At 68.9% G+C, this 17838-nt stretch carries 16 protein-coding genes (1 of these 16 cut by a window edge); 9 read left to right on the forward strand and 7 right to left on the reverse strand.

Translation table 11 applies throughout. The annotated features are described in order from the left end of the window. Window positions 1-3651: the end of a non-ribosomal peptide synthase/polyketide synthase gene (locus tag ACWEKR_RS25835; protein ID WP_452356658.1), read on the forward strand. It extends 21645 nt beyond the left edge of the window; only the last 3651 of its 25296 coding nucleotides appear in the window; its start codon lies beyond the left edge, outside the window; the stop codon is at window positions 3649-3651. 42 nt (window positions 3652-3693) lie between these two features. Beyond that, window positions 3694-3912 (forward strand): MbtH family protein, encoded by a 219-nt coding sequence (locus ACWEKR_RS25840; protein ID WP_452356659.1) that lies wholly within the window; start codon window positions 3694-3696, stop codon window positions 3910-3912. 70 nt (window positions 3913-3982) lie between these two features. On the opposite strand, the gene ACWEKR_RS25845 is transcribed toward ACWEKR_RS25840, so the two are convergent. Continuing rightward, window positions 3983-5476, reverse strand: a complete 1494-nt coding sequence (locus tag ACWEKR_RS25845; protein ID WP_452356660.1) for a helix-turn-helix domain-containing protein — start codon at window positions 5474-5476, stop codon at window positions 3983-3985. Between the two features lie 108 nt (window positions 5477-5584). On the opposite strand from ACWEKR_RS25845, the gene ACWEKR_RS25850 reads away from it, so the two are divergent. Together ACWEKR_RS25850 and ACWEKR_RS25855 are read left to right on the forward strand one after the other, a co-directional pair. Beyond that, on the forward strand, window positions 5585-5773 hold the full coding sequence (locus ACWEKR_RS25850) for a hypothetical protein (RefSeq protein ID WP_195085794.1): 189 nt from the start codon (window positions 5585-5587) through the stop codon (window positions 5771-5773). A 6-nt stretch (window positions 5774-5779) separates the two neighbouring features. Next, on the forward strand, window positions 5780-6046 hold the full coding sequence (locus tag ACWEKR_RS25855) for a hypothetical protein (RefSeq protein WP_452356661.1): 267 nt from the start codon (window positions 5780-5782) through the stop codon (window positions 6044-6046). 254 nt (window positions 6047-6300) lie between these two features. Here ACWEKR_RS25855 and ACWEKR_RS25860 read toward each other — a convergent pair whose 3' ends face one another. Beyond that, window positions 6301-7629 (reverse strand): cytochrome P450, encoded by a 1329-nt coding sequence (locus ACWEKR_RS25860; RefSeq protein ID WP_452356662.1) that lies wholly within the window; start codon window positions 7627-7629, stop codon window positions 6301-6303. Window positions 7630-8208: 579 nt separating this feature from the next. Between ACWEKR_RS25860 and ACWEKR_RS25865 the strand changes: the two genes are divergently transcribed. Further along, window positions 8209-8760 (forward strand): hypothetical protein, encoded by a 552-nt coding sequence (locus ACWEKR_RS25865; protein ID WP_452356663.1) that lies wholly within the window; start codon window positions 8209-8211, stop codon window positions 8758-8760. Window positions 8761-8979: 219 nt separating this feature from the next. Continuing rightward, window positions 8980-9603: a hypothetical protein gene (locus ACWEKR_RS25870; protein ID WP_452356664.1), complete on the forward strand. Its 624-nt coding sequence runs from the start codon at window positions 8980-8982 to the stop codon at window positions 9601-9603. A gap of 118 nt (window positions 9604-9721) precedes the next feature. On the opposite strand, the gene ACWEKR_RS25875 is transcribed toward ACWEKR_RS25870, so the two are convergent. The 3 genes from ACWEKR_RS25875 to ACWEKR_RS25885 form a co-directional block, all read right to left on the reverse strand. Next, window positions 9722-10609 carry an aldo/keto reductase gene (locus tag ACWEKR_RS25875; protein WP_452356665.1) on the reverse strand — a complete coding sequence of 296 codons (888 nt, stop codon included), beginning with the start codon at window positions 10607-10609 and terminating at the stop codon, window positions 9722-9724. 291 nt (window positions 10610-10900) lie between these two features. Beyond that, window positions 10901-12145 carry a TetR/AcrR family transcriptional regulator gene (locus ACWEKR_RS25880; protein WP_452356666.1) on the reverse strand — a complete coding sequence of 415 codons (1245 nt, stop codon included), beginning with the start codon at window positions 12143-12145 and terminating at the stop codon, window positions 10901-10903. 149 nt (window positions 12146-12294) lie between these two features. Beyond that, window positions 12295-13536 (reverse strand): TetR/AcrR family transcriptional regulator, encoded by a 1242-nt coding sequence (locus tag ACWEKR_RS25885; protein ID WP_452356667.1) that lies wholly within the window; start codon window positions 13534-13536, stop codon window positions 12295-12297. Window positions 13537-14016: 480 nt separating this feature from the next. Here ACWEKR_RS25885 and ACWEKR_RS25890 point away from each other — a divergent pair, with 480 nt between their 5' ends. From ACWEKR_RS25890 to ACWEKR_RS25900, 3 genes are all read left to right on the forward strand, one after another. Continuing rightward, window positions 14017-14199 (forward strand): hypothetical protein, encoded by a 183-nt coding sequence (locus ACWEKR_RS25890; RefSeq protein ID WP_452356668.1) that lies wholly within the window; start codon window positions 14017-14019, stop codon window positions 14197-14199. Window positions 14200-14372: 173 nt separating this feature from the next. Next, window positions 14373-14573 (forward strand): type II toxin-antitoxin system VapB family antitoxin, encoded by a 201-nt coding sequence (locus tag ACWEKR_RS25895; protein WP_452356686.1) that lies wholly within the window; start codon window positions 14373-14375, stop codon window positions 14571-14573. A gap of 29 nt (window positions 14574-14602) precedes the next feature. Next, window positions 14603-15028 carry a PIN domain-containing protein gene (locus ACWEKR_RS25900; RefSeq protein ID WP_452356669.1) on the forward strand — a complete coding sequence of 142 codons (426 nt, stop codon included), beginning with the start codon at window positions 14603-14605 and terminating at the stop codon, window positions 15026-15028. 6 nt (window positions 15029-15034) lie between these two features. Here ACWEKR_RS25900 and ACWEKR_RS25905 read toward each other — a convergent pair whose 3' ends face one another. Both ACWEKR_RS25905 and ACWEKR_RS25910 read right to left on the reverse strand, forming a co-directional pair. Next, window positions 15035-16984 (reverse strand): acetoacetate--CoA ligase, encoded by a 1950-nt coding sequence (locus ACWEKR_RS25905; protein ID WP_452356670.1) that lies wholly within the window; start codon window positions 16982-16984, stop codon window positions 15035-15037. A gap of 31 nt (window positions 16985-17015) precedes the next feature. Next, a complete protein-coding gene (locus tag ACWEKR_RS25910) occupies window positions 17016-17828 on the reverse strand; it encodes an HpcH/HpaI aldolase/citrate lyase family protein (RefSeq protein WP_452356671.1) in 813 nt (270 codons plus the stop codon). Window positions 17829-17838: the final 10 nt, after the last annotated feature.

The following is a 17838-nucleotide window of genomic DNA, read 5'->3' on the forward strand; positions in this document are numbered from 1 at the left end:
GTGCGCGCCCGGCTGTTCGCTCCCGTCGACGGCGACGCGCCCGCGCCGGGGACCGAGCACGTGCTCGTGGTGGTCGTGCACCACATCGCGGCGGACGGTTCGTCGCTGGCGCCGCTGGCGCGCGACGTCATGGCCGCATACGCCGCCCGCAAACACGGCACCGCGCCGGACTGGCCGCCACTTCCGGTGCAGTACACCGATTTCAGCCTGTGGCAGCGGGAGTTGCTCGGCTCCGAGGACGACCCCGCCTCGCTGCCGGCGCGCCAGATCCGGTTCTGGACCGAGACGCTGGCCGAGCTGCCCGCGCAGCTCAGCCTGCCCGCCGATCGCCCGCGTCCGGCCGTCGTCGCCAGCCGGGGCAGGCATGTCGATTTCGCGATCGCCCCCGACGTGCACACGCGGCTGGTCGAACTCGGCCGGGCATCCGGAGCGACGCTGTTCATGGTGCTGCACGCGGCGTTCGCGGTGCTGCTCGCCCGCCTGTCGGGGACCTCGGACATCGCGGTGGGCACCCCGGTGGCCGGGCGCGGAGCCGCCGAGCTCGACGACGTCGTCGGCATGTTCGTCAACACGCTGGTGTTGCGCGCCCGGGTCGATGCGGGCGAGGGTTTCGCCGACCTGCTCGCCCGCGTCCGTGCCGCCGACGTCGCGGCCTTTGCGCACGCCGACGTGCCGTTCGAGCGTCTGGTCGAGGTCCTCGACCCGGAGCGCTCCACTGCCCGCCACCCGCTGTTCCAGGTCGGCTTCTCCTTTCACAACCAGGCCGAAGCCGACTTCTCGTTGGACGGATTGACCGCCACCGCCGCGGACTTCGACTCCCAGGTCGCCCAGTTCGACCTGCACCTGGTGGTCACCGACCGTTACGGCCCCGACGGGACCCCCGCGGGCATGGCGGCCTCGATCACCTACGCCACCGCCTTGTTCGACGAGTCCACGGTGGCCGGGTTCACCACCCGCCTGCAACGGCTGCTGACCGCGGTGTGCGCGGACCCGCGGTCGCCGGTCGGCGATCTGGCGCTGCTGGATCCGGCCGAGACCGAGCGCGTGCTGGTCTCCTGGAACCGATCCGAGCACGCTTTCGCCCCCGCCACACTCGTGGCCGCGTTCGAGGCGCAGGTGGCCCGGACGCCGCAGGCGATCGCGATCGTCGACGACGCCGCGACGGTCACCTACCAGGAGTTCGGCGCGCGGGTCAACCGCCTGGCCCGGGTGCTCATCGTCCGCGGCATCGGCCCGGAAAAGCTGGTGGCGCTGGCCATTCCGCGCAGCGTCGACCTGCTCGTCGCGATGTACGCGGTGGTGACGGCCGGTGGCGCGTACGTGCCGCTGGATCCGGCGCATCCGCTGGAACGCACCGCGAGCGTGCTCGCCGCCGCCGAACCGCATCTGGTGCTCACCTCGGCGCGGGAGCCGATGCTGCCCGCGGCGGCGTCGGAACACAGCCTGGTGCTGGATGTCTCGTCCGTCGCCGACACCGTGGCCGACGAACCGGTGCGCGACGACGAGCGGATCGCCGCGCTGTCGCCCGCGAACATCGCGTACGTCATCTTCACCTCCGGTTCCACCGGCGTGCCGAAGGGCGTCGCGGTGCCGCACGCGGCGGTGGCGCACCAACTGGACTGGATGCAGTCGGAATACGCGCTCGGCCCGGACGACGCCGCACTGGTGCAGACCTCCGCCGCGTTCGACCTGTCGGTGTGGGAGTACTGGTGGGCGCCGCGCACCGGAGCCCGGCTGGTGCTCGCGCCGCAGGACGGGCACCGCGATCCGGCTGGTCTACTCGACCTGGTGCGGCGCGCGTCGGTGACGACGCTGACGCTGGTGCCCTCGCTGCTGGCGATGCTGGCCGAGGCGTCCGGCCAACACCGCCTGCCGCGTTCGCTACGCCGGCTGCTGGTCATCGGCGAGGCGTTGCCCACCGCGACGGTGCGGCGCGTCGAGACGCTCACCGCGGCCGGGATCGACAATCTCTACGGACCCACCGAGACCGCGGTATCGGTCACCCGGTTCCGCACCGCCGCGGGCACCAGGCAAGCGCTGGCGCCCATCGGCACACCCGAATCCGGCAACCGGGTCTACGTGCTCGACGACCGGCTGCACCCCGTGCCCGCCGGGGTGACCGGCGAGCTGTACATCGGCGGCGCGCAACTCGCCCGCGGCTACCACGACCGGGCCGACCTCACCGCCGAGCGCTTCGTGGCCGACCCGTTCGGGCCTGCGGGGAGCCGCCTGTATCGCACCGGCGACATGGTGCGCTGGGCCGCCGAGGGCCACTTGGAATACGTCGAGCGGCGCGACTTCCAGGTGAAGATTCGCGGTTACCGCATCGAACTCGCCGAGATCGAGCACGCCTTGCGCTCCCGGCCGGAGATCGGCGAGGCGGTTGTCCTCGCCTATGCCACCGAGGGCGCGAACGCGGTGCTGGCCGGGTACTTCACCGCTACCGAGCGGGTCGACCCGGGCGCGTTGCGCGCCGCGTTGGCCGACGTGCTGCCGAGCTACATGGTGCCCACGGTGCTGCGGCAACTGGAGACGTTGCCGCTCACCGCGAACGGCAAGGTCGACCGCGCGGCGCTGCCGCGGCTGGAGCCGCGCTCCCGGGAATTCCGCGCCCCCGGCTCCGACTTGGAACGTGCCGTGTGCGCGGACTTCGCCGAAGTGCTCGCCGTCGAGCGGGTCGGCCTGGACGACAACTTCTTCGAACGCGGCGGCAACTCGCTGCTGGCCACCCGCCTGGCCGCTCGCCTGAGCGCGGCGCTCGGCGAGCAGATCCCGGTGCTGTGGCTGTTCGCCGCGCCGACGCCCGCCCGCCTGATCGACCGGCTCGAACAGCACCGTTCCGGTCGCGGCCGGGTCGACCCGGCCGCCGCGTTCGACGTCGTCCTTCCGCTGCGCACCGGCGGCACCGGGGAGCCGCTGTTCTGCCTCCATCCGGCCGGCGGTGTCGCATGGTCGTTCGCGGGACTCGCGGCGCACCTGGATCCGGAGCGGGACGTGTACGGCATCCAGTCGCCGGTGCTGAACTCGGCGGCGGCGCTGCCGGAATCCATCGATGACTGGGCGAGCCGCTACGTGCGGGAGATCCGCGCCGTACAGCCCGAGGGCCCGTATCACCTGCTCGGCTGGTCGCTCGGCGGCGTACTCGCGCACGCGGTCGCGGTGCAACTGCAGGAGCAGGGCCAGCGGGTAGCGGTCCTGGCCATGATGGACAGTTCGTTGCAAGTCACCGCGGACGTCACCGCGACGCCTCCCGTCGCCGATCTGCTCGGCGGATTGCTCGGCGAAGCGGCCGACGCCGACGACGCAGAACTCGACCTGGCCGGGCTCGCGCGCCGGATCGCGCAGCTGCCCGAGCCGTTCGCCTCCTTCGGCGCCGACCGCCTGAACCGCGCGTTCGGCGCGGGCGCCGGGTCGCTGGAGCTGATCCGGCGCTACCGCCCCCGCCCGTACAAGGGCAACCTCGTGTACTTCACCGCCGCGCTGGACGATCCGACCGGCGCCGCGGGCGCCGCGAGCTGGGCGGACGCCGTGGACGGCACCGTGCACAACCACGCGGTGCACGCCACGCACTGGCGGATGACCTCCGAGTCCGCCCTGGCACGAATCGGCCACGTCCTCACCGCGCTATCGGCCGACACCGACCGCCCCTAGATCCCCCAACACCTGACCCGACCAGGAAGAAGGAAAACCGAGATGACCAACCCGTTCGACAACGACGACGCCAAGTTCTACGTCTTGATCAACCAAGAGGGCGAGCACTCCTTATGGCCGGTCTTCGCCGCCGTCCCCGGCGGCTGGACCATCGCCTACGGGGCCGCCAACCGCAAAGCCTGCCTCGAATACGTGGAGACCCACTGGGTGGATATGCGCCCCAACTCGCTCATCCAGGCCATGTCCGGCGAAACGAAGTGACCACCTGAATGCGCGGGGTGCGCCGGTCCACATCCCCCGTCGACCGGCGCGCCCCGCCCCGTCTCCGGGCTCAGACCTTCGTGTGCGCGGAGTCGATCACCGCGTGCGCGTGCTGCCGCCATTCGCTGACCGCTTTGGTGCGCAGGCCGCCGAGCGCCGAGTCGAACTGTTTGGCGCGCTTGGTGACCGTGAGCCCGACGTAGGTGTGCGCGTTCGTGATGGCGCTGGTCGCCACCGCGCAGGCTTCGTCGATCTCGCCCGAGGCCAGCAGCGCCGTGGCGTGCTCGAAGCGCACCAAGGCCGGTTCCATGGTCTCGGACGGGTCGTAGAGCGACATCGCGCGAGCGGCCGCCACGGCGGTCTCGTCGGCGCGGCCGAGGCGGGAATATCCGATCGCTTGATAAAAAGCGAGTTTCTCCGGCCGGAAGGAAAAAATACCGACCGAAAGGTCTTCTGGACCGACGTCTTCCAAAGCCGATGCCGATCGTGCGATACAGCGCGCGAATTCGTCGGCGTGCCCGAGACTGGCGTGCGCGCGCGCCGCCATTCCCCACAACCATGCGGCGGCCGCGCCGTACGACGGATTTTCTTGCAAGCGGCCGTCGAGTAACTGCAAAACTTCCTTCGGCTTATCGCTATAGGTCGGCAAATACGCGAGTCCGGCCAGGGCGATGTCCTCCGAATAGCGGTCGCCGATGTCCTGCGCGGCATGGATCGCGGTGGCATACCACATGCGCGCCTGACCGAAATGGCCCTCGTTGAACAGGATCTCGCCCACCACGTTCGCCAGCCGACCCGCCGTGCGCACCAGCCGGACCTGATGATGGGTCGGCTGCCGTTCGCCGAGGCAGCCGCGCACCAGCCGGAATTGCTCGAGCCCGGTCTGCAGCAGCTCGTGCGGCGGCACCTGGACCACCCGCGTGCCGAGGACCTCGGCCGACTGCTCGAGGAACGCCAGTCTGCGTTCGCTGATCGACCCCGCGTCGAGGGTTGCCAGCATCCGTTCCGGTTCGCTCGCCACCAGGTCCGCCGCCTGGCCTGCCAGGCCTGCGCCGATGCAGGCCAGCAGTTCTCGCCTTCTCACGTCGTCTTCCTCGACTTCCTTGTCGAGCCCGATTTCCCTACCGAGCTTGGTGTGCCTTTCGGGCGCCGAATCGGCGCTTTCGTAGTCGGGGGCGGTCTCCCGGCCCGTGACGATCGCACGCTCGAATCGTTCGGCGACGACGGAATCGACCTCCGACAGAACCCTGTCGAGGAGACGCTGGCTAGCGGCGTGCATCCGGGTTGTCCGGCCGTTCTCCCATAGGACCACGGTGCGCGGTGTGACACCCACCAGACGCGCGAATTCGTAACGGCTTCGCTTCATCGCCGTGCGAAGCGCAAGTACAGCTTCGCCCGTCCAGTCGACCTCCACCATAGGTCTCTCTTCCTCGTTCCAGGCCGCTACAAACGGAAAGTACTCGCAATTACCGCATTCGGGTCTGTTATCTACCGAATCGCAACGCGCACTGTTGAATCGCACCCGGCATCGGGGGTCCGCCCAAACCCTGTCGAGGGCGCCCATCGCCCGGAACCCGGCGCACGGTCCCGACACGGCCCGATCCATCCGTGTCGAGCGCGGTCCGGCGGCGCCTTCTCGGTGCCGGGTGCACTGCGCTGATGGAGGTGGAAGATGGAAGTGTTGCACGCGGATGTCCGGGAACTGTGGCTGATTCAGAGCCGCGACTGCACCCAGGAACCGCTCGGCCTGACCTACGAGCGCGCGCGGTTCCTCTGCGCCGTGCACGCCGGGCACGGCGCGCAGTGCAGGCAGTATCTAGCCGCCTCGGCGTTCTGTTTCCGGCAGGCCGCCGATCGGTGATCCGCCGTGGAACCACTGCTGGGCATGCTCGGCATGTGCACGCTGCTGGTGGCCGCGATCGTCGGCGTCGGGTCCTGCCTGCCGCGCGGCGGCGCCGAGGACGCCCACCGGCCACCCGAGCAGCCGTTCACCATCGAACAGGCGCATCGGGTGATGCAGGGCCACCGCCCCTGCCGCGCCGATGCCTGCCCCCGCAAGCAAGCGGCCTTCCGCACTCTCGTCGCCTCCGGCCGGGTAGTTCCCGACAGCCGGGCCGATGGATACTCGCGCTGACGAGCGTCAGCGCGCCGAACTGGCTGCCATGAGGCGCGATCCGCACGACAGCGAAGTTCACCCCGTGCTTCGGGACTACGGCGAGGGAGCCCCGACAGCACCCAGGCCCTCGTATCTCCCCACCCCCGAGATACGAGGCCCCTCCCTCCCTCCCATTTCCGAGTCGATGTCGGAGGGGAACATCTACCCGAAGACGCGAGCGGCGCACGCTGCGGCGAATCGCGACGACAACTCGCGCCGGTGTGCCACTCGCGTCATCGTGGGCGCAGGGTGACCAGCGCGTTGTGGGCGGGGCTGATGCCGGGGTGGTAGCGGCGGGGCGGTTCGACGGGGCCGGGGTTGTGGTCCAACCGGTAGTGGTGCAGGACCGTGCGGAAGAGGATGCGTGCTTCGAGGAGGGCGAAATGTGCTCCCAGGCAGCGGTGCCGGCCGCCGCCGAAGGTGAGCCAGGTGCGTCCGTCGATGCGCCCGTCGAGGAAACGTTCGGGGCGGAATTCTTCCGGATCCGGATAGTGCTCGGGGGACTCGTGAATGAGCAGGATCGGGACCATCACCACGGCGCCTTCGGGAATGCGGACACCGTTGAGCACCGTGTCGCGCAGCGCCCGCCGCCCGGTGAACGGGCTGACCGGGCGCATCCGCATCGTTTCGGCGACCACGGCGTCGAGGTAGGCGTCGAGCCGTGCGTCGTCGCCCGCGTCGACGGCGGCGTCCAGTTCCGCCATCGCCCGGGGGTGGGTGGTCAGCATGGCGGCGATCCAGCCGAGGGTGATCGCGGTGGTCTCGTACCCGGCCAGCAGCATGCCGCGCATATTGCGGACGAGCGTGCCGTCGTCGTGCGGGTCCAGTTCGGTGCCCACGTACCGGGACAGTACGTCGCGCCTGTCGCCTGGTGCCGCCCGGCGTTCGCCGATCTCTTCGGCGATGATCGCGTCGACTTCGGCCTGCCCTCGCAGGAGCGGCCGATAGGGCGGCGTGTAGCCGCCCGCGAGCAGGGTGATCGCCGTGACGGCGAGGAAGCCGGGACTCTCGATCGCGCCGAACCAGCGGCCCAGCGCCACCTTCAGCCGCGTCATCCGCTCCGGCGGCATGTCACCGAACACGACTCCCAGCAGCACACCCAGGGCGAGCCGGTATCCCACGTCGACGAAGGGAAACGGCTCGCCGACCGGCCAGGTCGGCAACTCGCTCCGGACCACGTCCGCCATGAGATCTTCGTATGTCTGCAAGGCCTTGCTCTGGAAGGGCGGGGCCAGCACTTTGCGTTCCCGGCGATGGTCCTCGCCGTCGAGGAAGATCAGCGTCTGCGTGCCGAACAGCGCGTCGTGCGTGGAGTACCGGCGCAGCAGCTGCCCCAGTGAAAAGTCCTCGTGCGACAGCAGTTCCCGTACGTCGTCCATGTTGCGCGTGACCAGCATGGTGGGAAACCCGGGCGGCGACATGACGAACCGCTCGCCGAGCGACAGCAACGGCGAACGCTGCGTACCCGGCCGCAGCAGACCCCCGACCCGCCCGAGGTGCCGAGTTCGCAACCGCGGCAGCTCACGCAGGGAAATCGGGGTGTTCACCGAACTCGACGTCATACTGCCCCGCTCCTGTGGATCTACCGGACTGATCTCGGACGCGCCGACATGCCCGGCGGTCGAGCCCGCCGCGCCTGACCAACGAATTCCGCTGGCCCTCAACAATCCTCGACAACCGCCGTCCGCGCCATCGCCACCTATCACATTCGCCGGGAAGCATGCCCGGCCCGTCAGCCCTCTCCCTGTCCCGCAGACACCTCGGCGGAGAAGATCGAGACCAGTGCCTACGGCGTTCGCGGAGTCGCCCTCGGCCCGAACTTCGAATCAGATGGAACCGTTCTGGGTCGGCCGACGTCTGAATCCATGACGGGACAGAACTAAGCGCGCCGCTCGACCATGTCCCGGCAAGGCCATCGCTGGATAGGCACGTTCAGCGGCACGGAGCTGATGATCAGACGATCGGCAGCAAGTCACAACACATGAGGGGGAATGAAGATGCACTGCATCGGTATGTCACTTACCTCAAGAGTGATTCGTCGCGAATCAAAGCCGACCCCACTGCCGGTGCGTCCACAACGGTGGAGTAGTCGGTACGAGCACCTGACCTCGGCGACGCGCAATCTTTTGCGGAGTCTCTTCGTGATCATGGCACTGACGGTTCCGATCTCGGCGGGTGTCGCCGTCGCCGAGGTGCCCGGCATGGGCCTGGTTTACCTGTCGCGGGCAGAGTATCTAACGAGGTGGGGCACACCTGCTTGGGTCGGCATCGCGCCGCGCTCCGCCGGAGCGGTTGAGGTTGCATGGCCGGTGCGAGAGAAGCAGAGCGACTGGTCGGCGATTCTTTGGGATGAGAGTGATCTGCGCGGTGTGAGCACTCCGGTGCGCATCGGCAACGAGGCTGACCTCGGATGGGAGTACTACGCCGGCCGACACAACCTGACGTCTCGTACGCCGATCCATGCTGCATTTCAGACTCACAAGCCCGACAGAGACTTGGGTGCCCGCCAGGAGTACATCTCCTACGCGGTGGATCCGAAAGGGCGGATCCACATCACCATTCGCGTCATCGTGCAGGCCGCGACGCGCACCGACGACCGCCGGTACGCTACCAGCGACGGCAAGAACATCGGAGTCATCACCGCGTACTGCGAGGGTTACGATCGGTGTCCGGACTGGGTTAACAAGGTCTGACCCTGCTTATCGAGCCGAAGACATGGAAAGAAGCCGATGACGACCGGCACCGCCGACGCGACGTTCGATTTCCTGCTGTGCAGCACAGTTCCCTTGGTGCTCGCTCCGCTTGGCCCGTGGCCTCCTACTGGAGCGCGACTGCGTGGTGTCGTGCGCCCCGACAGCCCGCACGCTCGCGTAGCGCTGTCGGTCGCCGAGGACATGTCCACCGCGGTCGCGTTGGATTTCGACCTCGTCGCTGAGGGAGGTGGCTTGGATGTCGGCGCAGCCGTGGATCACCTGCGTTTCACCGTCGCTCCGGCTGTTGCCGATCTCAGGCGCGCGCATGATCACTCTCCACGAGACAGCCACGGTAACATCGTGGTCGCGGCATCCGAGACCGGTTTCGGCGGTTCAGCCGTCCCGATCAGTTCCGACCAGCGGCTGTTCAGTCTGTTCGGTCTGCTCGTCCACGGCGGCGGGATTCCGTGGTTCGAGGACCTGTACACCTTCGCCGGATTCATGTTCACCGACCCCCGGGTGTGCCGAATCTATCTTCGGATGACCGACACGGGCCTCACCTACGGTGTCGATCTGCCGCTGGTCGGCGCCGATGGCCGCCCCGTGCTGGGATTTTCCAACCTTCCGCAAGAACTCGCGCCGCTGGTGCGCAATGGTGACCTCGCCACACGGCGAGTTCTCGATGACACCGATGACTATTGCACCGCCGTGGTCGACTTGGGCACGTGGCTGGGCCCGGCAGGGACTGTCCCCCGGGACCCCGGAACAGCTCAGGAAGAATCCCCGGAACCATCCACCCCATGGGAATGGATGAGCAACGAAAAGTCGCCTCCTCGCGACTAGACATGTGCCGTGAGTGGCGCATGATTGCGACGAATAGCGAGTCGGCGAATGCCGGTGACTACCGACATTCGCCGTCTTCGCCACCACCCGCGCAAATGATGTCGACAGCCGGACCCGGTCAGTTCCCGGCAGGCCCGGTCGCGGCCGACAGCGCTTCGAACTCCTTGTCCGTCAGCTCGATTCGCGCGGCGGCGATATTTTCCTCGACGTGCGCGACGCTGGAGGTGCCGGGGATCGGCAGCAGCACGCGGGAGCGGCGCAGCAGCCAGGCCAGGGCAAGCTGGGCCGGGGTCGCGCCGTGTTCGGCGGAGATGGCCGCCAGGGGGCCGCCGGGGGCGGCGAGTTCGCCCGTGGCGATCGGGAACCACGGGATGAAGCCGATGTTCTCCTGCTCGGCGTAGTTCAGCACGTCCTCGTCGGCGCGGTTGGCCAGGTTGTACAGGTTCTGTACCGAGACGATGGTGGCGAGTTCGCGCGCCGCGCGTAGCTGCTCGACGGTCACCTGCGAGACGCCGATGTGCCGGATCTTGCCTTCCTGCTGGAGCGCCACGAGTTCGCCGAGCTGGTCGGCCAGTGGCACCTGGGGGTCGATGCGGTGCAGCTGGTACAGGTCGATCCGGTCGACGCCGAGGTGGCGCAAGCTGAGTTCCGCTTGCTGGCGCAGGTATTCGGGCCGGCCGACCGGACGCCACTCGTTGGGGCCCTGCCGGGTCAGCCCGGCCTTCGTGGCGATCACCAGGCCTTCGGGATAGGGATGCAGGGCCTTGCGGATCAGCTGCTCGCTGACGAACGGCCCGTAGGAGTCGGCGGTGTCGATGAAGTTCACACCGAGTTCGACGGCGCGGCGCAGCACCCGCACCGCTTCGTCCGGGTCCTTGGGGTCGCCCCACACGCCGGGACCGGTCAGCTGCATCGCGCCGTACCCGAGCCGATGCACCGGAAGATCGCCGCCGAGGGCGAAGGTTCCGGACGCCGCCGCGGGCTGCGCGTCGAGATCTGTGCTCATGAGGATCGTCCTTCCGAAGCCGGAAACTGCGCGAATACTCCCTGAGCGCCGCACCCGTCCGGGCCCGCGCTCTTCTCTGCCGCAACAGCGCTGTCGCGAGGTCGATTCCCGCCGCGGTGTTCGCCGATGGCGTAACTCTCCCGCGAGATCTGGCGACCGAGCCGGGGCCGCGCCTCACCTCCGGCGCATCGGCATGCCTCGGCAGACGGCACGGACCCCACCGTACCCGGACCCGGACCGGTGCCACCCTGAGGCGAACCGGCACTCGAATGCGGCGGTTCGGGGGCAACGCTACCCCGCAGGCCGGTCGAACAGGATCGTTTGCATCAAGCGGATCACGCGCCGGGGCGAGCACGCCGGGTCGGTGGAGCCGAAACGCTCGCCCAGGTCGACGACCAGCGCGAAGGCGGCGTGCACGAGCAGGCGCGCCTCGGCGGCGGACAGCTCGGGTCGCACGCCGATCAGCAGTTTGGCCCATTCCTCGACGTTGAGGCGCTGGATGTTGCGCAGCACGGTGCGCTCCTCCGGCGGCACGTTGCTGATCTCGGCGTAGTAGACGAAGGTCAGCTCGCGCTCGGCGAACGAACCCGCCACATACAGCTCGATGAGGGTGTCGAGAGCCTGTTCGGGCGTCTCGGCGGCGGTGACGGCGGGTCCGATGGCGGCCGAGACCCGGTCCGCCGCCCGGCGGAACGCGGCGGTGAGGATGTCGCCCTTGCCGCGGTAGAACCGGTACACCGCCGAGGAGGCGGGCAGCCCGGCGGCGGTGGCGATGTCCTCCACGCTGACGTTCGGGTATCCGTGCTGGTGGAACAGCTCGACGGCGCGCATCAGCAGCAACTCGTGCTTGAAGGTCAGCGGGATCTCGGTCGCGGCGAAACTCTCGGTCTCGGCGCTGCCGGGCGGTGGCAGCTCACACGCGGCCAGCGCGTGGCAGGCCGCGGTCAGCCGCGCGGTGAGCGCCCGCACCGGGATGGACACGTGGTGGTCGCCGATGCTGCTGAGCACGCTCAGTTCCGCCGCGGCGAGCACGGCGCGGTCGGCCTTGGTCAGCGCGGGCCGGGTCGCGCCGAGCAGCGAGGTGAGCGTCGCGTTCACGCCCGCGAGCTGATCGGCCAGGGTGGCCGCGTCCTCCTCCTCCAGGTAGCGCCGCTGCCAGCGCAGCAGTGCCGCGCTGCGCCGATTGGTGATCGCGGCCGCGATCAGGGCGTCGAGCACGCGCGCGAGCCGTTGTCCGGCGGGCTGGCTCGTGGCCTCGGGGAGCCGGGCCGCTTCCTGACCGACCGTGCCCAACCGCAGCACTTCCTCGCGGAACAGTGCGTATTTGCTCGGGTAATGGCGGTACAGCGCCGCGGAGCTGATGTCGAGCCGGGAGGCGATGTCGTCCATGCTGACGCCGTGGTAGCCCAGTGCGCCGAACGCCTCGGCCGACGCGGCCGCGATCTGGGCGCGACGATCGCGTGGTCGGCGCCGGATCACCCGTGCCGGTGTCCCGTCGGCCGCCTTGTTCGCAGCGTGGCGATCCTGGGCACCCATGCCGCGATGGTAACCCAACCTAACGTTTGGTACACGCAGGCGGCCCTGTCTGGGGAATAAGCGAATGATAGATCACAAATGACTGGTGATCCCGCTTCCATGTCGCACTATGAATCAGCCGAATCGAGAATCGGCGATAACATACGTGGCTATCGCGCGGGTCGGCTGAAGAGCACCAGCTGCATCAGCAGACGCACCCGGTCCTGAGCGGCCAGCGGCTCGCTGTCGAAGGCGCGGCCAAGGTCGACGACCACCGCGAAGGCGGCGTGGACGAGGATGCGCGCCTCCGCCGGAGTCAGTTCCGGGCGCACCTCGCGCAGCAGCCGGGCCCACTCCTCGACGCTGAGCCGCTGGATGTTGCGCAGCACCGTGCGTTCCTCGGTGGGCACGTGCTGGAATTCCGTGTAATACACGAAGGTGAGGGCGCGTTCGGCGAACGATCCCGCGACGTACTGCGTGATCAACGCGGTGAGCGCGTCCTCGGAATCGGTGGCCGCCGCCACGGCCGGGCCGATCGCGCCGGAAACGCGTTCGGCGGCCCGGCGGAAGGCGGCGGCCAGGATGTCGCTCTTGCCGCGATAGAACCGGTACACCGCCGAGGCGGCCGAAAGCCCTGCGGCGGTGGCGATGTCCTCCACGCTGACGTTCGGATAGCCCCGCTCGTGGAACAGTTCGACCGCTTTGCGCAGCAGCAGTTCGTGTTTGAACGAGTCCGGGATCTCCACCACGGCGACCGGCTCGACTGCGCGGGTGGCGGGCAGCTTCGCGTAGGCGATCGCCCAGCAGGCCGAATGCAGCAGGCGGGCAAGGGGTTTGGCCGGTAAGGCGGCGTGGTGGTCGGCGATGCTGGTGATCGTGCTGAGCAGGGCCGCGCGCAGCACGCGCACGTCGTCCTCGTCGAGTTCGGGGCGCAGCGCGGACAACTGGCCGCCCAGCGCGCCGAGCACCGTGGCCTGTTGCTCGTTGAGCGTGATCTGGTCGTCGGGCTCGAGGTATCTGACCTCCCAGCGCACCAGCGTGACGGTAGGGCGGTTGTCGATGGTGACCGCGATCAGCGCGTCGAGCACGTGGCGGAGCCGCTGCTCGGCGGACCAGTCGGCCGCCTCCTCGGGCAGCTCGACCGATTCGGTCATCGCCTGACCGACGCGCAGCAGTTCTTCCCGGAACAGCGCGTATTTGCTCGGATAGTGGCGGTACAGCGCCGCGGAGCTGATGCCGAGACCCGAAGCGATGTCGTCCATGCTCACGCCGTGGTAGCCGAGCGCGCCGAACGCGGCCGCCGACGCCGCGGCGATCTGGGCACGGCGGTTCTTCGGCCTGCGCCGGATCTCGCGAGGTGCCGAGTCGCCGCTGCTCGCCTTCCGCGCCGTACGGCGATTGTCGACACTCATGACGAACATCGTAACGACCTGGCCGTATGGCCGGGCTCGCCGCGTCACGGGATACGGCTCCCGGGGATGAGCGGCCCCCGGGAGCCGTACCTGTTCTCCGGTGCGCGCCGACAGGCCAGAAGGCGGTACGTGCGTGCCGGTGCGTCCGGAAGTCGACAACCGGACTCGGCCGAGCGGGGGGCACCAGGAATGCAGAGCCGAGAATAGTTGTCGAACACAGATAAACTTACACGAATGTATGTCCAGTACAAGATAAGATTGAACAAAGAATTATTGTTCACATAGGAGCTATCCGCGCGGGGTGGCCAGTATGCGAGCCCGGCCGCGCGGCACCGTGGTGATGTCGCGGATCTTGCCGCGCTCGGGCTTTGATCTCGCTGCGCGATCGGCGGTCCGCGCGTTGCCGGCATCGCCGGCCTTCGTGGACCGTATTCGACCGAATTCGTCTGTACCGGTGCGTCTTTCTGGTAGGAGTTCGTCATGGCGTTGGCTTTGCGCCCGGTGGACCCTATCCCGGTGCTCGGCGCCGTGATCGCCGCGATACGGCGGATCACGGCGCGCTATCGGCTCACCCCGCAGGAGAAGCGCAACCCGGACGCCGCCCGCGGCGCACAGGCGGCGATCTTCACCGCATCCATCGGCGGACGCGCCTACCGCGGATAGGACTCGGTGCCTCGAACTCGGGCGTGCGAGGCGCCCGGCGAGCATGATCGCGTCGTAGGGCGGGCCGGGCTCGATGTTGATCCGGTCCGACGCGGTGGTGCGAGCGGCGAGGTCCGCGTTTACAGTATTGCCGTTAAGGTTGCTGTGGATATATTCTTGGATATATGAAGACAATGATCGATCTGGACGACGAAGCCCTGGCCCTCGCTGCGAAGGAGCTGGGCACCACCACCAAGAAAGACACGGTCAATGCCGCGCTGAAGTTCGTTGCCGACCGGCGCCGCCGGATCGAGCAAGTCTTGACCGACCCGTACGGGTTCGGAGTCGGGCCTGACATCGGCGACGCGGACGTCATGCGCGAGGCTCGCCGTTGACCGAGGCCACTCCGCTCCGTTTGCATCTCGTGGATACCTCCGCAAGCGCGAGACTCGCGCATGAGCCGGTTCGCACGGTCATCGCGGGGCTGATCGCCGATCGGGCGGCCGCGACCTGTGTGACAGTGGACCTGGAGGCCGGATACTCCGGGCGCAACCTCGCCGACGTGCAGAACATCGCACAACGACGGCGCTCGCTCTACGTCAACCTCCCGATCAACGAGACGATCGCCGACCGTGCGCGCGAAGTCCAGCAACTGATGGCGCGCAGAGGTCGCCATCGAGCCGCGGGGATCGTGGATTTGCTCACCGCCGCGGTGGCGGAGTTCCACGGAGCCGTACTGGTCCACTACGACGCCGATTTCGAGCACATCGCGACGGTGACGAGGCAGCCCCAGGTCTGGGTAGTGCCACAGGGCAGCCTCGACTCGGGCGCGGCGCGCCCTCGGCCGTAGGCGCCCTCAGCCCTGCCCGCCGGGCCGGATCGTGCCGTACCAGTCGAGCAGGTCCGGGTTGTCGACCGCGCTGCGTTCGACGACGCGGCTCGGGTCGGCGCCCTGGAACAGCTTCTTGATCGGGACCTCGAGTTTCTTGCCGGTGCGGGTGTGCGGGATGCCGGGGGCGAGGATGATCTCGTCGGGGACGTGGCGGGGGGAGACCTCGGTGCGGATGGTGCTGTTGATGCGGGTTTTCAGCTCGTCGGTCAGTTCCGCGCCGGGGGCAAGTGTCACGAACAGCGGCATCCAGTAGCCGCCGTCGGGCTGTTCGGCGCCGATCACCAGGGCCTCGGCGATCTCGGGAAGTCGTTCGACGGACTGGTAGATGTCCGCGCTGCCCATCCGGATGCCGTGCCGGTTGAGCGTCGAGTCCGAGCGGCCGTGCACGATCACGCTGTGGTGATCGGTGATGGTGATCCAGTCGCCGTGCCGCCACACGCCGGGATACACGTCGAAATAGGCGTCGTGATACCGCTTTCCGTCCTCGTCGCGCCAGAAGGCCACCGGCATGGACGGCATCGGCGCGGTGACGACGAGTTCGCCCACCTTGCCGCGCACCGGCTGCCCCGCCGGATCATAAGCGTCCAGCGCGACCCCGAGGTAGGGCGCCGAGAGTTCGCCCGGCCACACCGGCACGGTGCGCACGCCGCCGATGAACGCGGACACCACGTCGGTACCGCCGCTGATGGAGGACACCTGGACGTGCTCGCCGACGTTCTCGCCCAGCCACAGCGCCGAGGAGGTGGGCAGCGCGGAACCGGTGATGCCGACGGTGCGCAGCGCCGACAGGTCGTGATCGGTGCGCGGCACCGCGCCCGCTTTGATGCACGCCAGCACGTAGCCGGGGCTGGCGCCCAGCACGGTGGCGCCCACGTCGGCGGCGATCCGCCACAGCGCGTCGGGAGCCGGCGCGGTCGGGCTGCCGTCGTAGGTGACGATGGTCGCCCCGGCCAGCAGGCCCGCGATCTGGAAGTTCCACATCATCCAGCTCGGGCTGGTGTACCAGAAGAACGTATCCTCGACACCGATATCCGATTGCAGAGCAACGGCTTTGAGGTGTTCGAGCAGGACCCCGCCGTGGCCGTGCACAATGCCCTTCGGCAGGCCGGTGGTGCCGGAGGAGAACACGATCCACAGCGGGTGGTCGAAATTCACCGATTCCGTGGTGATCACCGGCGGCGCCGACTCGGTGCTGGTCACCGCGTCCTCCCACGAGGTCGCGTCCGGTACCTCCAGCCCGAGCCGCGCGACCACCACCGTGCCTTTCAGGGTGTCCAGACCCGCGCGCAAGGCGGCGATGTCGTCGCGCTTGTCGTGCGCCTTGCCGCCGAAGCGGTAGCCGTCGGCGGTGACCAGGACGGTGGGTTCGAGCTGCCCGAGCCGGTCCAGCGCGGCCTTGGGCGAGTAGTCCTGCCCGCAGGCACTCCAGATCGCGCCGATGCTCGCGGTGGCCAGGAACGCGACCACCGCCTCCGGGATGTTGGGCAGATATCCGGCCACCCGGTCGCCGGGCCGCACACCCAGCGACCGCAGCGTCTGCGCGAAAGCGGCGGTGTGGTCGATCAATTCGGCCCAGGAGACGTCGCGAACCGGCGCGTCCTCGCTGACCGCCTTGATCGCGGGCCGGTCGGTGCGCAGCTGCCGGATCACCTGGTCCACGTAGTTCAGCCGGGTACCGGGAAACCACTGCGCCCCCGGCATCTCGGCGTTCGCCAGCACCTCGCCCGCGATCTCGCCGAGCTGGAAGTAGTCCCACAGCGCGTGCCAGAACCCGGCGAGATCCCGCACCGACCACTGCCACAGCTCGTGATAGTCGGCCGCGCGCACGCCGGTGCGGTCGGCGACGAAACGGGCGAAGTCGGTGACGGTCGCCTCGGCGATGTCTTGTTCGGTCGGCACCCATTGCGGTTGCATCGCGGTCCTCCTGACTGTGGAAACTCGGTGCTCAGGCGCGGTCGGCGCGCCGCACGATCTGCTCGGCGTGCCGGAACACGGGGCCATCGACCATCCTGCCCTCGAAAGCGAAGACCCCGCGGTGCTTCGGCGCTTCTGCCAGCACCCGCCTGGCCCAGGTGAGCTCTTCCGCGGACGGCGCGTAGGCGGCCCGCAGCACCGGCACCTGGCTCGGGTGGATCGCGACCTTGGCCTCGAAGCCGATCGCTACCGCGTCCTCGGCCTCCGCGCGCAGTCCGTCCAGATCGCGAATGTCCAGATACACCGAGTCCAGCGCGAACTTGCCATGCGCCTTGGCGGCCAGCAGCGTGGTGGAGCGGACGTGGCGGGCTACGGCGCGGTAGCTGCCGTCGGCGTGCCTGCTCGCGGTGCCGCCGAGCCCGGCGATCAGATCCTCCGCGCCCCACATGACGCCGATCGCGTTGCTCGCGGTCATCGCCTCGCCGACCGTGAGCGCGCCGAGCGGTGACTCGATCAGCGCGATCACCTCGTAGTCGACCAGCGCCGTAACCTGTTCGGCGGACTCGCACTTCGGGAGCATGAGCCGCCGGTAGGCGGTGTCGGCGAGCGCCGCCAGATCGAGCGCGTGGTCCTGCGTACCCGCCGCGTTGACCCGCACCACCGTGGTCTCGGGGTCCAGCGGGGTGGCGAGCAGCGCCTCGCGCGCCGCCGCCTTGTCGGGCGCGGCGACGCCGTCCTCGAGGTCGAGGATCACCACATCGGCCGCGGCCGCCGCCTTCGCGAAACGTTCCGGGCGATCGGCCGGGCAGAACAACCAGGCCGGGCCCGCCATCTGCCAGCTCATGCGACAACAC

Source organism: Nocardia sp. NPDC004573 (assembly GCF_053602135.1).

Excerpts from the sequence above, each read along its gene's own strand:
- ACWEKR_RS25840 (WP_452356659.1), top strand. The coding sequence starts at position 3,694 with ATGACCAACCCGTTCGACAACGACGACGCCAAGTTCTACGTCTTGATC.
- ACWEKR_RS25875 (WP_452356665.1), bottom strand. The coding sequence starts at position 10,609 with ATGAGCACAGATCTCGACGCGCAGCCCGCGGCGGCGTCCGGAACCTTC.
- ACWEKR_RS25895 (WP_452356686.1), top strand. The coding sequence starts at position 14,373 with ATGATCGATCTGGACGACGAAGCCCTGGCCCTCGCTGCGAAGGAGCTG.
- ACWEKR_RS25885 (WP_452356667.1), bottom strand. The coding sequence starts at position 13,536 with ATGAGTGTCGACAATCGCCGTACGGCGCGGAAGGCGAGCAGCGGCGAC.
- ACWEKR_RS25850 (WP_195085794.1), top strand. The coding sequence starts at position 5,585 with ATGGAAGTGTTGCACGCGGATGTCCGGGAACTGTGGCTGATTCAGAGC.
- ACWEKR_RS25880 (WP_452356666.1), bottom strand. The coding sequence starts at position 12,145 with ATGGGTGCCCAGGATCGCCACGCTGCGAACAAGGCGGCCGACGGGACA.
- ACWEKR_RS25905 (WP_452356670.1), bottom strand. The coding sequence starts at position 16,984 with ATGCAACCGCAATGGGTGCCGACCGAACAAGACATCGCCGAGGCGACC.
- ACWEKR_RS25845 (WP_452356660.1), bottom strand. The coding sequence starts at position 5,476 with ATGGGCGCCCTCGACAGGGTTTGGGCGGACCCCCGATGCCGGGTGCGA.
- ACWEKR_RS25910 (WP_452356671.1), bottom strand. The coding sequence starts at position 17,828 with ATGAGCTGGCAGATGGCGGGCCCGGCCTGGTTGTTCTGCCCGGCCGAT.
- ACWEKR_RS25860 (WP_452356662.1), bottom strand. The coding sequence starts at position 7,629 with ATGACGTCGAGTTCGGTGAACACCCCGATTTCCCTGCGTGAGCTGCCG.
- ACWEKR_RS25890 (WP_452356668.1), top strand. The coding sequence starts at position 14,017 with ATGGCGTTGGCTTTGCGCCCGGTGGACCCTATCCCGGTGCTCGGCGCC.